Genomic DNA, 14,022 nt, shown 5'->3' on the forward strand with positions numbered 1-14,022 from the left:
GCTGGGGGCTGCCGCCCCCAGACCCCCGCATCGGCCTGAACGGCCTCGCCCTCAATCGCCGGACGGGCTGAGTAAAGCAGACCGGGGTCACCGTCATACCCACCCGCTAACGTGGGGCAGATGAGCACCGAGGACCGCCCGGCGCCGCGCTCGCTCGCGGAAGCGCTTCGCGTACGTGACGAGGCGTCCCTTGCCGCGCTGCTGCGCGCCCGTCCGGATCTCGTCACGCCGGTGCCCACCGACCTGACGCAGTTGGCGACGCGTGCGGGGACCCGGGCCTCGGTGCTGCGGGCGCTGGAGCGGCTGGACCGGTTCGCGTTGCAGACGGCGGAGGCGCTGGCCGTGGCGGGCGATCCGGCGACGTACGACGAGGTGCTGGGGCTGATGGCCGGGGACGCCGGTGATCCGGTGGTCTCGGCGGCGCTGCCCCGCGCCGTGGCCACCCTGCGCGAGCAGGCGCTGGCGTGGGGCGGCGACGACCGGTTGCGGCTGGTCCGCACCGCCCGTGAGCTGCTCGCGCCGTCGCCGCAGCACCCGTCGCCGACGGGGCTGGGGCCGACCGTGCAGGAGGCGACGGCGGGGATGTCGCCGGGGCGGATCCAGGAGATCGTCACCACCGCCGGGCTGCCGTCCACCCATGACTCGGTGTCCGCCATGACCGCGCTGACCGCCCTGTTCACGAACCGGAAGCGGATGGCGGCGCTGCTCCGCCAGGCGCCCGGGGAGTCGCTGGAGGTGCTCGAGCGGCTGGTCTGGGGGCCGCCGTACGGGCAGGTCACCGCCGATCCGGCGCCCCGGCTGCGCTGGCTGCTCGACCGTGGTCTGCTGCTGCCCACGGCGCCCGGCACGGTCGTGCTGCCCCGCGAGGTCGCCCTGCATCTGCGCGCGGGCCGCGCCCACCGGGAGCCGGAGCCGGTGCCGCCCGCGGTGGAGCCGGCCTCGGCGCACCGGCCGGAGATGGTGGACTCGACGGCCGCGGGGCAGGCGTACACGGCGCTGGCCACCGTCGAGGAGCTGCTGAAAGACTGGGACGGGGGCGGCCCCGCGGTGCTGCGGGCCGGTGGGCTGAGCGTGCGGGACCTGAAGCGGACGGCCGTCGCCCTCGATGTGGCCGAGCCGGTCGCCGCCTTCTGGGTGGAGCTGGCCTACGCGGCCGGGCTGCTGGCCTCCGACGGTGAAGCGGACGAGCGGTACGCGCCCACGCCCGCCTACGACGAGTGGCTGGAGCAGCCCGCCGCCGAGCGCTGGGCGCGGCTGGCCGGGGCGTGGCTGGCGGCCACGCGGACGTCGGGGCTGGTCGGCGGGCGGGACGCGAAGGAGCGTACGTTGTCGGCGCTGGGGCCGGGGCTGGACCGGTCCGCCGCGCCGGAGGTGCGCCACCGGGTGCTCGTCCTGCTGGCCGGGCTGCCCGCGGGGGGCGCCCCGGCCGCCGACTCCGTGCTGGCGCGGCTGCGCTGGGAGCGTCCGCTGCGCGGGCCCCAGCAGGACGACGACCTGCGGTCGCGGCTCGCCCGGTGGACCTTGTCGGAGGCGGAGCTGCTGGGGGTGACCGGCCGGGGCGCGTTGTCCGCGCACGGGCGTGCCCTGCTCGGGGCGCCGGCACCGCGGCCGGCCGAGGAGGGGCCCGCCGGGCCGGGTGACAAGCTGCCGGTGCACCACCGGCACCATGAGCCCGCCGTCCGGGAGTCCCTGTCGGCCGCCGAGCAGGCCGCCGCCACGGCCGCCGCCGCCCGGCTGCTCGCCCCGCTGCTTCCCGAGCCGCTGGACCACGTGCTGCTCCAGGCCGATCTGACGGCGGTGGCCCCGGGTCCGCTGGAGCGGCCGCTCGCCGACATGCTGGGCGTGCTCGCGGACGTGGAGTCCAAGGGGGGTGCCACCGTCTACCGGTTCACGCCCGGCTCCGTACGCCGAGCCCTGGACTCCGGGCGGGCCGCCTCCGACCTGCACGCCTTCCTGGCGGCGCACTCCCGTACGCCGGTGCCGCAGCCGCTCGCGTACCTGATCGACGACGTGGCCCGTAAGCACGGCCGGCTGCGGGTGGGGGCCGCGTCGGCGTATGTGCGCTGCGACGACGACGCGCTGCTGAACGAGATCCTCGCCGACCGGCGGGCGGCGGCCCTGCGGCTGCGCCGGCTGGCGCCGACCGTGCTGGCGGCCCAGGCCGATCCGGCCGCGCTCCTGGAGGGCCTGCGCGGCATGGGGTACGCCCCGGCCGCCGAGTCCGCCGAGGGAGACGTGCTGATCACCCGCGCCCACGCCCACCGCACCCCGCCGCGTACCGCGCCCGAGCCGGTCCCGGACGGGCCGCCGCCGCCCGACGCCACTCTGCTGTCGGCCGCGATCCGGGCCATCCGGGCGGGCGACCTCGCCGCCACCACCCCGCGCAAGCCCGCTGCCGGCGGCCCGGTCCCGGACGGTGACCTGCCGCGCACCAGCTCCGCCGAGACCCTCGCCACCATGCAGGCCGCCGTCCTCACCGGCGAGGCCCTGTGGATCGGTTACGTCAACGCCGAGGGCACCGCCAGCCAGCGCGTCATCGCCCCGATCCGCGTCGAGGGCGGCTTCGTGACGGCGTACGACCACACGGCGGACGAGGTCCGCACGTATCCGCTGCACCGGGTGACGGGCGTGGCGGAGCTGGCGGACGACTAGGGGGTGTCCCGGCCGCCGCCGACCCCCGTGATCGTCGGCGGGTAGGGCACACTGGACGTTTGGCCGTATGGAATGGCCGTGTGGAAAGGGTGTGCCGCGCGTGAATGGTCCGCTGATCGTCCAGTCCGACAAGACCCTGCTGCTGGAAGTCGACCACGAGCGGGCCGACGACTGCCGTCGGGCCATCGCGCCGTTCGCGGAACTGGAGCGGGCGCCGGAGCACATCCACACCTACCGGGTGACACCGCTGGGGCTGTGGAACGCGCGGGCCGCGGGGCACGACGCCGAGCAGGTCGTGGACGCGCTCGTCCAGTACAGCCGCTACCCGGTGCCGCACGCGCTGCTCGTCGACGTCGCCGAGACGATGGACCGGTACGGGCGGCTGACCCTCACCAAGCACCCGGCACACGGACTCGTCCTCAGCACCACCGACCGGCCGGTGCTGGAGGAGGTTCTGAAGTCCAAGCGGATCACTCCCCTCGTCGGCGCCCGGATCGACCCGGACACCGTCGTCGTGCACCCCTCCGAGCGGGGGCAGATCAAGCAGACGCTGCTGAAGCTCGGCTGGCCGGCCGAGGACCTCGCGGGATACGTGGACGGCGAGGCGCACCCGATCGAGCTGGCGGAGGACGGGTGGGCGCTCAGGCCCTACCAGAAGCAGGCGGTGGAGAACTTCTGGCACGGCGGCAGTGGTGTGGTCGTCCTGCCCTGTGGTGCGGGGAAGACGCTGGTCGGGGCCGGGGCGATGGCCGAGGCGAAGTCGACGACGCTGATCCTGGTCACGAACACCGTCTCCGCCCGGCAGTGGAAGCACGAGCTGGTGAAGCGGACCTCGCTGACCGAGGAGGAGATCGGCGAGTACAGCGGTACGCGCAAGGAGATCCGGCCGGTCACCATCGCCACCTACCAGGTGCTGACCACCAGGCGGAAGGGCGTCTACCCCCATCTGGAGCTGTTCGACTCCCGGGACTGGGGGCTGATCGTCTACGACGAGGTGCACCTGCTGCCCGCCCCCGTCTTCAAGTTCACCGCCGATCTGCAGGCTCGGCGGCGGCTCGGGCTGACGGCGACGCTGGTGCGCGAGGACGGCCGGGAGTCGGACGTGTTCTCCCTGATCGGACCCAAGCGGTTCGACGCGCCGTGGAAGGAGATCGAGGCGCAGGGGTACATCGCGCCCGCCGACTGCGTCGAGGTCCGGGTCAATCTGACGGACTCCGAGCGGCTGGCGTACGCGACCGCCGAGACGGAGGAGAAGTACCGCTTCTGCGCGACCACCGCGACCAAGCGGAAGGTGACGGAGGCGCTCGTACGGCGGTTCGCCGGGCAGCAGATCCTCGTCATCGGCCAGTACATCGACCAGCTCGACGAGCTGGGCGAGCATCTGAACGCCCCGGTGATCAAGGGCGAGACGTCGAACGCCCAGCGGGAGAAACTGTTCGACGCGTTCCGCGAGGGCGAGATCAGCGTGCTGGTGGTGTCGAAGGTGGCGAACTTCTCCATCGACCTGCCGGAGGCGACCGTCGCCATCCAGGTGTCGGGGACGTTCGGGTCCCGTCAGGAGGAGGCCCAGCGGCTGGGGCGCGTCCTGCGCCCGAAGGCCGACGGCCACCAGGCCCACTTCTACTCCGTCGTCGCCCGCGACACCATCGACCAGGACTTCGCCGCCCACCGCCAGCGGTTCCTGGCGGAGCAGGGGTACGCGTACCGGATCGTCGACGCGGACGAGATCCTGGCCGGAGGCTGAACCCGTCAGGGCGTCGGCAGGGTGAACACCAGGAGCAGCACGGCCAGCGGCGGCACCGGCACGACGGCGGCCGACCAGGCGCGGAGGGTGCGCCAGCGGCGTTCCCAGGGCAGCGCCCACGCCGTGACCAGCGCGGCGAGGCTGAACCAGCTGCCGAAGGAGAGGATCCCGTAGATCCAGGTCAGGGATGTCGTCAGCGCCTGTGAACAGTCGTCGGGGCCGCAGCTGTCCGTGGCCATCGCGGACAGCCCACCGAGCACGGCGGCGAACGGGCCGAGCAGTACGAGCAGGATCGTTGCGAAGAGCGGCGGCCCCCAGGCCCCGCGGTCCCGTTCCGCCGGGCCCCCCGTGCCGTCGGCCGCACCGATGTGCTGTGTCGTCATGGCAGCAGTCAAGCTCCGCGGGCGGCGCTCGGGCGTCGGTGCGCGTACTCATCCGCGGGCGTCGTGGTACTCAACGCGACGACCTGCAGACGATCTGCAACGGCGGGTCACCCGGTGACCCCGGTGGCTTACTTGCGGCGTATGCCCGCTTCCTCGCCGTACTCGCCGAGGACGACCACGCTGATCGCGGCCTCCGCGAAGACCTTGACGGCGCGCAGGGCGTCGCCCAGCCAGTGGTGGTGGTCGCCCTTGACGGCCGTGGCGCCGGCCGGCCGGACACGGGACGGAGGGATGGTTGCTGCGCTCATGACTCCATCGTCACTCTCGCACGACATGGTCGGCATCGGTCTTCAGAGCCAACCTCCTCACCCTCCACGTACCCCTCTGGAGGGACCACGTCCCCTACGCCGGGCGGCTTCCATCCCCTAAGGGGCGGCTCGCGGACGGATGAAAACCATTGGCTTCCGCTCGCGCTCCCTCACTACAATCTCCGCTCTTGCCCGCCTCCCTCCGGGAGTGCCGCCGACCGGACGGAAACCGGTCGGCAACCCGCAGCCGCCCCTCCCGCAGGCCTTCCGGAGGCATCCCCTTGTCCACGCCCACCGACGACCCACTCGTCCGGGAACGCTCCCACCTCGCCGCCTCCCGTGCCGCGCTGCGCGCCATGCGCGAGGACGTGGAGTCGCTCGACATCAAAGACGTCACCGCGAACTGGGTGAACGCCGAGGTGCTGGCCCGTCAGATCGACGAGCGCATCAAGGCGCTGGCCGACCTCAGCGACACCCCGCTGTTCTTCGGCCGCCTCGACTACCTGCACGCTCCCGGTGCCGAACAGGCGGAAGGCGCCGAGGGGGAGCGCTTCTACATCGGGCGGCGGCATGTGCACGACGCCGACGGCGACCCGATGGTCATCGACTGGCGGGCGCCGGTCTCGCAGCCGTTCTACCGGGCCTCGAAGAAGGACCCGATGGACGTCGGGCTGCGCCGCCGCTTCGGGTACACCGGCGGCGGCCTGACCGCGTACGAGGACGAGCACCTCTCCGACCCCGCTGATCCGTCGGGGGCTGCGGCCACCAGCAAGCTGCTCCAGCAGGAGATCGAGCGTCCGCGCGTCGGTCCCATGCGTGACATCGTCGCCACGATCCAGCCGGAGCAGGACGAGATCGTCCGCAGCGGGCTGGGCGGCACGGTCTGTGTGCAGGGAGGCCCGGGCACCGGGAAGACGGCCGTGGGCCTGCACCGGGTCGCCTACCTCCTCTACGCCCACCGTGAGCGGCTGGCCCGCACCGGCACCCTGGTCATCGGGCCGAACCGGTCCTTCCTGCACTACATCGAGCAGGTGCTGCCCGCACTGGGCGAGTTGACCGTCCGGCAGGCGACCGTCGACGACCTCGTGGACCATGTCGAGGTGCGCGGCACCGACGACGCGGCGGCCGCGATCGTCAAGGGGGACGCGCGGATGGCCCAGGTGCTGCGCAGGGCCCTCTACTCGCACGTCACGCTGCCCACCGAGCCCGTGGTCGTGGTGCGCGGGTCACGGCGCTGGCGTGTCCCGGCGTACGAACTCGAGGACATCGTCCGCCAGTTGCTGGACCGGGACATCCGCTACGGCGCCGCCCGCGAGGCCCTGCCGCAGCGCATCGCGCACGCGGTGCTGGTGCAGATGGAGCGCTCCGGCGAGGCCCCGGACGACCGGGTGCAGGACGCCGTGGCCCGCAACAGCGCCGTGAAGGCGGCGGTGAAGCAGGTCTGGCCGGTCGTCGACCCGGCGAAACTCGTCCTGCGTCTGCTGACCGACGCCGACTTCCTCGCCGAACACGCCGAGGGGATCCTCGACGAGGACGAGCAGAAGACGATCCTGTGGGCGAAGCCGGCGCGCAGCGTGAAGTCGGCCAGATGGTCGGCGGCGGACGCGGTGCTGGTCGACGAGGCCACCGACCTGATCCAGCGCACGCACTCGCTCGGGCACGTCGTCCTCGACGAGGCGCAGGACCTCTCCCCCATGCAGTACCGGGCCGTCGGCCGCCGCTGCACGACCGGCTCCGCGACCGTCCTCGGCGACCTGGCGCAGGGCACCACGCCCTGGGCGACCCGGAGTTGGGACGAGGCGCTGACCCACCTCGGGAAGACGGACGGGGTGGTGGAGGAGCTGACCGCCGGTTTCCGCGTCCCGACGGACGTCATCACGTACGCCTCACGGCTGCTGCCGCACATCGCACCGGGCCTGACCCCGGTCGCGTCGGTCCGCGAGAACCCGGGCTTCTTCGAGGTGCGCGCCGTCGACGGCACCGCGGAAGTCGTGGCCGCGTGCGAGGAGTTGCTGCGCAACGAGGGCTCCACCGGCCTGATCGCCGCCGACGCCCGTATCCCGGCGCTGGCGGAGGCGCTCACCGCGGCCGGGATCGGCTACCTGGCCCCGGGTGAGGAAACGACCGAGGAGACCCGGCTGACCCTGGTACCGGCCTCGCTCGCCAAGGGCCTGGAGTACGACTACGTGGTCCTCGACGAGCCGCAGGCGGTGGTCGACGGGGAGCCGGACGAACGCACGGGCCTGCGGCGCCTGTACGTCACCCTGACCCGAGCCGTGTCCGGCCTGATCGTCACCCACGCGGCACCACTGCCGCCGCAGCTGGACTAGCAGCGTGCTCTAGTCCGGCAGGGCTTCGAGGACCGCGTCCAGGAGGCCGGGGAATCTCGCGTCCAGGTCCGTGCGCCGCAACTGCACGTAGCGGTTGCGGCCGACCGCCCGGGTCGAGGTGAGCCCGGCCTCTCGCATGATCTTCATGTGGTGGGAGACGGTCGACTTGTGCAGGTGGCCGACGCCGAGCGCGTCGGGTGCGCAGCTGAACTGCTCCCCGGTCGCGTACTTCGCGAGCAGCATCAGGCGTACCGGGTCGCCGAGTGCGTGCAGCACCCTGACCAGCTCGATGTCCTCCGTGTCGGGCTGCGGCAGCCATTCGCCCTCGTCGTCGTTCACGGGCACTCCCCTCACTCCCCCCTGACCGTTTGACAATCATCCAACAGTCTCTATTGTTTGACCAACGTCAAACCGTCATGCGTGCTCTCGCATCGGACGCACCTGGGGGACCCGTGCGCCTACGTCTGCTCCTGCTCGCCCTCGGTACCTTCGCCGTCGGAACCGACGGCATGGTGACGGCCGGCATCCTGCCGCTCGTCGCCCGTGATCTGGACGTCTCCATCTCGGTCGCGGGCCAGATGGTCACCGTCTTCGCCCTCGCCTACGGCGTACTCGCGCCGTTACTGGCCACCGTCACCGCCCGCTGGCCCCGCCGCCGGGCCCTGCTCACCGCGCTCGCCGTCTTCAGCGCCGCCAACGCGCTGACGGCGCTCGCACCGTCGTACGGCACCCTGCTCGGCACCCGGGTGCTCGCCGCCGTGGGCGCCGCGCTGTACACGCCCACCGCCAACGCCGTCGCCACCTCGCTCGCACCACCGGAGCGGCGCGGGCGGGCGATCGCCGTGGTGATGGGCGGCCTCACCGTCGCCACGGCGCTCGGCGTGCCGCTGGGCACCTGGATCGGCCGCACGGACTGGCGGCTGACGATGTGGCTGGTGACCGGCCTGGGTGTCGCCGCCCTGGCGGGTCTCTCCCTGCTGCTGCGCGAACTGCCGGGGCAGACCACCGCGCCGAGCCTGCGCGACCGGCTGGCCCCGCTCGCCCAGCCGCGCGTGCTCGGCGCCGCGGTCACGACCTTCCTGGTCTTCCTCGCCTTCCAGACGACGTTCATCTACTTCAGCGTCGCAACCCGGCCGGCGACCGGCGGCTCCCAGGACCGGCTCACCCTGCTGCTCCTGGTGAGCGGCATCGCCTCGGTCGCCGGCTCCTCGGCGGGCGGGCGGCTGGTCGACAAGTGGGGCCCGCGAGTGGTGATCGTGTCGGCGAGCGCGGCCTACACCGTGATCGCGGCGGCCGCCCCCTGGACCCTGCGCACCATGCCGACCGCCCTGGCCGCCTCCGCCCTCACCCCTTTGGTCGGCTGGTCCCTCGCCGTCGCCCTCATCACCCGCGTCGCCTCCCTGGACCCCGCGAACGCCCCGGTCCTCGTCTCCCTCAACAGCAGCGCGCTCTACCTCGGCATGGCGGCGGCGGGCGGTACGGGCAGCCTGGCCCTCGCGCTGTTCGGGGACCGGTGGTTCCTGCTGGTGGGGGCGGGAGTGGCGCTGGTCGCCACCGGGGTGGCGGCGGTGACGACACGAGAGGAACGCGTCGCCCCGCACCCGGTTCAGACGCCGTCCAGCGCCGCCCGCCACTCCGCCACGGCCGCCGCCGACACGGGCTCGTCCCAGCCTCCGGGCCTCGCCGCCCCGCCGATGTGAAACCCGTCGACGCCCGCCGCGCGCAACGTCGGCACATGGTCGAGGCGGAGCCCGCCCCCGACCAGCAGGCGCTGCGCGTAACCGGGTTCCCCGCGCCGCCGGACCTCGGCGAGCAGCGTGGGCAGGCCGTCGTCCACGCCGGAGGCGGAGCCGGCGGTGAGGTAGGTGTCCAGGCCGGGCAGGTCGGCCAGCTGCTTGCGCAGGGCGTCACGGTCGGCGGCCCGGTCGATCGCCCGGTGGAAGGTCCAGTGGCAGCCGTCCAGTTCGACGGCGACCCGCTCCACGGCGTCGAGGTCCACCCCGCCGTCCGGGCTGAGGAAGCCGAGCACGAACTGGTCGGCCCCCGCGGCGCGCAGCTCCCCCGCGACCCGTACCAGGCCGTCCACGTCACCCGCCGCGAAGCCGTCCGCGAGCCGCAGCATCACGCGCAGGTCGAGGTCGACGGCGGCGCGGACACCGGCGAAGGTGCGGGGCGACGGGGTGAGCCCGTCGGCCGCCATGTCGGTGACCAGCTCGAGGCGGTCCGCGCCTCCGGCCTGAGCGGCGACCGCGTCCTCGGGATCGAGGGCGATCACCTCCAGGACAGCACGCGTGCTGATACTCATCGGGCCCCTTCCGTCGGCGCACCCTGAGCGACTACAGGTCTAGTCCAATCTCAGGGTACGTCGGGGAGGGGCCGCCCCGCGAGACGGCCCCCCGGGTACGGCCTCAGTCGCCCTCGACCGCCCTCAGCCGCTTTCAGCCGCCGCTTTCAGCCGAAGATGTTCAGCTCCCCCGCCTCCACCCCCGCCAGCTCGTACGACGCCCCCACGAGCGGCCGCCCCGAGTACAGGCGTACGAGCGTGGCGGCGTCCCCGATGAACCGCGCCGGGGTCCGCGTCCCGTCCTCCACCCCGAGCCGCAACGGCTCGTCGACGTCGTCGAGATCGGCGTGCAGCGGCAGATGGTCCTTCTCCCGCGTCACCCGGGCCAGCAGGGTCAGCGCGTGCGGCAACCCGGCGCCGGAGTAGGCCCCCGGCTCGCCGAACGCCTCCCGCACGTCACCCGCGTGCACCCACTCGCCGAGGGCGACCATGTCCAGCACCCCGCCCGCCTTCGCGATCCCCGGCCCGGCCTCGGTCATCCCGCGCTCCAGCTCGTCGACCACCTGCGCGTTCGTCCACCCGGCGCGCTCGGCGATGTCCCGGTCGTTCGACTCCGGCGAGAACACCCCCTTCTCGAAACGGCTCTCCACGACCCGCATCAACGCGGCCGAACAGTGCGCCAGCACATCCCGCACCGTCCACCCCGGACACGCCGCGGTCGCCAGCGCGAAGTCCGCCTCCGACCGCCCTCGCAGCAGCGGTATCAGCGCGTCGCGCTCGACGGTCAGCAGGCGGCCGGGGAGTTCGGGGTCGCGTACCTCGTGAATGTCAGTCATGCGCACCAAGCTAGGCGCCACGGGCGCCCCGGACGCGGAAAAATGACGGGAGAATGAAGGGCATGCCCGACCTCGAAGCCCTGCGTGCCCGTTTCGTCCGCGCCCTGGAAGGAGCCCGCGGCCCCGGCGGCGGCCCCGACCCGGTGCCGTACGCGGAGAACCTGCTGGCCCGCTGGCAGGAGCCGCAGCGGCACTACCACACCCTCACGCACCTCACCGCGGTCCTCGACCACGTCGACGCGCTGGAGGAGTACGCCACCGACCCGGACGTCGTACGCCTGGCCGCCTGGTTCCACGACGCCGTCTACCTGCCCGAGCGGTCCGAGAACGAGGAGCGGTCGGCACGACTCGCCGAGCGGGCGCTGGCCGAGGCCGGAATCCCGGAGGGGAAGACCGCCGAGGTCGCCCGGCTGGTCCGGCTGACCGTCACGCACGACCCCGACGACGACGACCGCGACGGCCAGGTGCTGTGCGACGCCGACCTGGCGATCCTCGCCGCGCCGCCGTCCGCGTACGCCGCCTACACCGCCGCGGTCCGCGAGGAGTACCACTTCGTGCCGAACGACGCCTTCCGCTCCGGGCGGGCCGCGATCCTGCGCCAACTCCTTGAGCTGCCCCGGCTGTTCAGGACGCCCTACGGGCAGGAGAAATGGGAGGCGACGGCCCGCTACAACCTCGTCGGCGAGCTGGAAATGCTGTCGACCTGAGTGACCCCGTCCGCCTAGTCTGCGGCCCATGCGTGCCATAGGTGGGGATCAGGTGGAAGAGGCCGTCGCGGGCTGCGTGGTGGCGCTGCGGCCGGCCGTGGAGCGGGACTGGGAAGGGGTGAAGGCCGGGCGGCTGGAGTGGAGTTGCCACAAGACGGCGTTCCACGTCGCCGAGGACCTGATCGCGTACGCGGCCAATCTGGCGGGGCGTGCCCAGGACGCCTACGTCCCCTTCGAGATCACCCTCGACGAGGGAACCGACAACGCGGGCCTGCTGCACGTCATCACGACCACCGGCGCCCTGCTCGCCGCCGCCGTCCGCACCGCCCCGCGCGACGTCCGTGGCTTCCACCCCTATCCCTTCCGCAGCGCCGACCGCGAGGGCTTCGCCGCGATGGGCATCGCGGAGGTGCTGCTGCACACGCATGACATCGCGCAGGGCCTGGGACTGCCGTACGAGCCCTCCGAGGAGCTCGCCGAAGCCGTACTGACCTGGCTCTTCCCGCACGTCCAGCCCGGCCCGGCCGCCTGGCCGACGCTGCTGTGGGCCACCGGCCGCGGCGAACTCCCCGGCCGCGCCCCGGTCACCGAGTGGCGCTGGCGCAACAACCTGGTCATCCCCGCCGAACGCCTCACCCTGGTCGGTGTCCGCCCGGCCGCCGCCCGCGACCTGCGCCTCGGCGGCGACGGCGGCTTCGAGTGGATCGACGACGGGCCGTTCGAGGGCACGCGGGACGCCGCCGGGATGGTGGTGAAGGCGTACGAAGCGGGCGTGCACCGGCCGGAGTTCGGGCTGTTCGTGCTGGTCCGCCGGGAGGACGGCCTGGCGGTCGGCGGCATGGGCTTCCACGGCGCACCGGACGAGGAGGGCCGCGCCGAGGTGGGGTACGACCTCGTCGAGGGCGCCCGCGGCCAGGGCTACGCCACCGAGGCCCTGCGGACGCTGTCGGAGTGGGCCCTGGCCCGGGAGGACGTACAGCTGCTGATGGCCGCCGTCGACCGGGAGAACCTGCCCTCACAGGGCGTGGTGACCCGGTCCGGCTACACCCGGGCGACCGTGGAGGAGGAGCGGACGGCCCACGAGGAGCACGACATGGACGGCGTGCTCCAGCTCTACCTCCGACGGGCCTGATCGCCCTTGCGTCTGCGCAGCCCCGCCTTGTGCAGCAGCCGCACCACCTCGCGGCTGCTGACCTCCACGGCTCCGGCCCGTACGACATCCGCGTAACGGTGGGACGGGATGTCGTAGTGGTCGCGTTCGAAGGCCCGCCGCGGCACGCCCAGTTCCGCGGCGAAGGCGTGCAGTTCGTCGTACGAGACGTCGCTCACCAGGTGCGACCACATGCGCCCGTGTCCGGGCCAGGCCGGCGGGTCGATGTACACCGTCACGGGCGCCTCACGAGGCGGGCTCCCCGCCCGTCGCCGACCCCAGCGCCCCCACCGCCGCGACCCTCACGCCCGCCTTGTGGCACACCCACTGCGGGTCGGGCCCGAGCTCCGGCTCCACCTCCAGGGCGTGCGGGTCGCCGGAGCCGCACACCGGGCAGAGCGGCCAGCGCCCGTACCGCTCCAGCAGCGCGTCCTGCACGTCCTGCGCGACCAGCCCGGCGACGTAGCTCGCCCCCTCCGGCCACTGCTCCACCCACCACCGCCGCTGCACGACGGACTCCTCGACCAGCGAGACGACGTCCGCCTCGGCCACGTCTCCCGCGACGAGATCGGCCAGCACGAGGGCGCGTGCGGCGTGCAGAGTCTGCTCCAGGGGGCTGATGGGGTCCATGCACCCATTGTGCGCACCCTTGACCAGGACACCGAACCGAAAATACCTTTCAGAGGTGACGCGGGATGTGAAGGAAATTTTCGGCGGCGCCCTGGCCGCCAAGGTCCGCACGCTCGCCCCGTCGATGACCCGCTCCATGCAGCGTGTCGCGGAGGCCGTCGCGAGCGACCCGGCGGGCTGCGCGGCCCTCACCGTCACCGGCCTCGCCGCGCGCACCGGCACCAGCGAGGCGACCGTCGTGCGCACGGCCCGTCTGCTCGGCTATCCGGGCTACCGGGACCTGCGTCTCGCCCTGGCCGGTCTCGCCGCCCAGCAGCAGTCCGGGCGCGCGCCCGCCATCACCACCGACATAGCGGTGGACGACCCCATCGCCGACGTCGTCGCCAAGCTCGCCTACGACGAGCAGCAGACCCTCGCCGACACCGCCGCCGGCCTCGACACCGCGCAGCTCGACGCCGCCGTCGCCGCGCTCGCCGGGGCTCGGCGGACCGACGTGTACGGGATCGGCGCCTCGGGCCTGGTCGCGCAGGACCTCACCCAGAAGCTGCTGCGCATAGGGCTGATAGCCCACGCGCACAGCGACGCGCACCTCGCGGTGACGAACGCCGTGCAGCTGCGCACGGGTGACGTGGCGATCGCGATCACGCACTCCGGGGCGACGGGCGACGTGATAGAGCCGCTGCGGGTCGCCTTCGAGCGCGGGGCGACGACGGTGGCGGTCACGGGGCGGCCGGACAGCGCGGTCACCCAGTACGCCGACCACGTCCTGACCACGTCGACCGCGCGGGAGAGCGAGCTGCGGCCGGCGGCCATGTCCTCCCGGACGAGTCAGCTGCTGGTGGTGGACTGCCTGTTCGTGGGAGTCGCCCAGCGGACCTACGAGACGGCGGCGCCGGCGCTGGCCGCATCTTACGAGGCGTTGGCGCATCGGCACCGGAGCGGTTCGCGGTAGACCTGGGTATGGCTGCGTCTGCTGACCGAAAACGGACCAACGGACC

The 14,022-nt window shown here is 73.2% G+C and carries 14 protein-coding genes; 7 read left to right on the forward strand and 7 right to left on the reverse strand.

Annotated elements, in window-relative coordinates:
- Positions 1-120: 120 nt before the first annotated feature.
- Complete coding sequence (locus ACFYZQ_RS31015; protein ID WP_389154830.1) at positions 121-2,652, forward strand: helicase-associated domain-containing protein; 2,532 nt, start codon at positions 121-123, stop codon at positions 2,650-2,652.
- Positions 2,653-2,752: 100 nt separating this feature from the next.
- Positions 2,753-4,396, forward strand: coding sequence for a DNA repair helicase XPB (locus ACFYZQ_RS31020; protein WP_389154833.1), 1,644 nt, complete (start codon positions 2,753-2,755; stop codon positions 4,394-4,396).
- A gap of 5 nt (positions 4,397-4,401) precedes the next feature.
- Here ACFYZQ_RS31020 and ACFYZQ_RS31025 read toward each other — a convergent pair whose 3' ends face one another.
- Together ACFYZQ_RS31025 and ACFYZQ_RS31030 are read right to left on the reverse strand one after the other, a co-directional pair.
- Positions 4,402-4,779 (reverse strand): hypothetical protein, encoded by a 378-nt coding sequence (locus ACFYZQ_RS31025; RefSeq protein ID WP_389154836.1) that lies wholly within the window; start codon positions 4,777-4,779, stop codon positions 4,402-4,404.
- 128 nt (positions 4,780-4,907) lie between these two features.
- Complete coding sequence (locus ACFYZQ_RS31030) at positions 4,908-5,087, reverse strand: hypothetical protein (protein WP_389154839.1); 180 nt, start codon at positions 5,085-5,087, stop codon at positions 4,908-4,910.
- Positions 5,088-5,368: 281 nt separating this feature from the next.
- Here ACFYZQ_RS31030 and ACFYZQ_RS31035 point away from each other — a divergent pair, with 281 nt between their 5' ends.
- Positions 5,369-7,417 carry a HelD family protein gene (locus ACFYZQ_RS31035; protein ID WP_389154842.1) on the forward strand — a complete coding sequence of 683 codons (2,049 nt, stop codon included), beginning with the start codon at positions 5,369-5,371 and terminating at the stop codon, positions 7,415-7,417.
- Between the two features lie 9 nt (positions 7,418-7,426).
- Here the strand turns inward: ACFYZQ_RS31035 and ACFYZQ_RS31040 are convergent, their stop codons facing one another.
- The gene (locus ACFYZQ_RS31040) at positions 7,427-7,756 is read right to left on the reverse strand and encodes an ArsR/SmtB family transcription factor (protein WP_389154844.1); all 330 of its coding nucleotides are present in this window, start codon (positions 7,754-7,756) and stop codon (positions 7,427-7,429) included.
- A gap of 113 nt (positions 7,757-7,869) precedes the next feature.
- Here ACFYZQ_RS31040 and ACFYZQ_RS31045 point away from each other — a divergent pair, with 113 nt between their 5' ends.
- Positions 7,870-9,117 (forward strand): MFS transporter, encoded by a 1,248-nt coding sequence (locus tag ACFYZQ_RS31045; protein ID WP_389154847.1) that lies wholly within the window; start codon positions 7,870-7,872, stop codon positions 9,115-9,117.
- Here ACFYZQ_RS31045 and ACFYZQ_RS31050 read toward each other — a convergent pair.
- Complete coding sequence (locus ACFYZQ_RS31050) at positions 9,024-9,716, reverse strand: copper homeostasis protein CutC (protein WP_389155251.1); 693 nt, start codon at positions 9,714-9,716, stop codon at positions 9,024-9,026. The two genes, ACFYZQ_RS31045 and ACFYZQ_RS31050, sit on opposite strands and share 94 nt — an antisense overlap.
- A gap of 152 nt (positions 9,717-9,868) precedes the next feature.
- Entirely contained in the window at positions 9,869-10,537 is a 669-nt protein-coding gene (locus ACFYZQ_RS31055; RefSeq protein WP_389154850.1) for a maleylpyruvate isomerase family mycothiol-dependent enzyme, read from the reverse strand.
- A 62-nt stretch (positions 10,538-10,599) separates the two neighbouring features.
- On the opposite strand from ACFYZQ_RS31055, the gene ACFYZQ_RS31060 reads away from it, so the two are divergent.
- Positions 10,600-11,244, forward strand: a complete 645-nt coding sequence (locus tag ACFYZQ_RS31060; RefSeq protein WP_389154853.1) for a hypothetical protein — start codon at positions 10,600-10,602, stop codon at positions 11,242-11,244.
- A 28-nt stretch (positions 11,245-11,272) separates the two neighbouring features.
- Complete coding sequence (locus ACFYZQ_RS31065) at positions 11,273-12,376, forward strand: GNAT family N-acetyltransferase (protein WP_389154856.1); 1,104 nt, start codon at positions 11,273-11,275, stop codon at positions 12,374-12,376.
- Here the strand turns inward: ACFYZQ_RS31065 and ACFYZQ_RS31070 are convergent.
- Positions 12,358-12,633 carry a DUF4031 domain-containing protein gene (locus ACFYZQ_RS31070; protein ID WP_389154859.1) on the reverse strand — a complete coding sequence of 92 codons (276 nt, stop codon included), beginning with the start codon at positions 12,631-12,633 and terminating at the stop codon, positions 12,358-12,360. The genes ACFYZQ_RS31065 and ACFYZQ_RS31070 overlap by 19 nt on opposite strands.
- A 7-nt stretch (positions 12,634-12,640) precedes the next feature.
- Positions 12,641-13,024 (reverse strand): hypothetical protein, encoded by a 384-nt coding sequence (locus ACFYZQ_RS31075; RefSeq protein ID WP_389154862.1) that lies wholly within the window; start codon positions 13,022-13,024, stop codon positions 12,641-12,643.
- A 55-nt stretch (positions 13,025-13,079) separates the two neighbouring features.
- Here ACFYZQ_RS31075 and ACFYZQ_RS31080 point away from each other — a divergent pair, with 55 nt between their 5' ends.
- Positions 13,080-13,976, forward strand: coding sequence for a MurR/RpiR family transcriptional regulator (locus tag ACFYZQ_RS31080; RefSeq protein ID WP_389154864.1), 897 nt, complete (start codon positions 13,080-13,082; stop codon positions 13,974-13,976).
- Positions 13,977-14,022 lie beyond the last annotated feature (46 nt).

Origin of the sequence: Streptomyces sp. NPDC001843 (assembly GCF_042891955.1) — a bacterium.
In the GTDB taxonomy this organism is placed as follows: domain Bacteria; phylum Actinomycetota; class Actinomycetes; order Streptomycetales; family Streptomycetaceae; genus Streptomyces.

Excerpts from the sequence above, each read along its gene's own strand:
- ACFYZQ_RS31015 (WP_389154830.1), top strand. The coding sequence starts at position 121 with ATGAGCACCGAGGACCGCCCGGCGCCGCGCTCGCTCGCGGAAGCGCTT.
- ACFYZQ_RS31025 (WP_389154836.1), bottom strand. The coding sequence starts at position 4,779 with ATGACGACACAGCACATCGGTGCGGCCGACGGCACGGGGGGCCCGGCG.
- ACFYZQ_RS31030 (WP_389154839.1), bottom strand. The coding sequence starts at position 5,087 with ATGAGCGCAGCAACCATCCCTCCGTCCCGTGTCCGGCCGGCCGGCGCC.
- ACFYZQ_RS31055 (WP_389154850.1), bottom strand. The coding sequence starts at position 10,537 with ATGACTGACATTCACGAGGTACGCGACCCCGAACTCCCCGGCCGCCTG.
- ACFYZQ_RS31060 (WP_389154853.1), top strand. The coding sequence starts at position 10,600 with ATGCCCGACCTCGAAGCCCTGCGTGCCCGTTTCGTCCGCGCCCTGGAA.
- ACFYZQ_RS31065 (WP_389154856.1), top strand. The coding sequence starts at position 11,273 with ATGCGTGCCATAGGTGGGGATCAGGTGGAAGAGGCCGTCGCGGGCTGC.
- ACFYZQ_RS31075 (WP_389154862.1), bottom strand. The coding sequence starts at position 13,024 with ATGGACCCCATCAGCCCCCTGGAGCAGACTCTGCACGCCGCACGCGCC.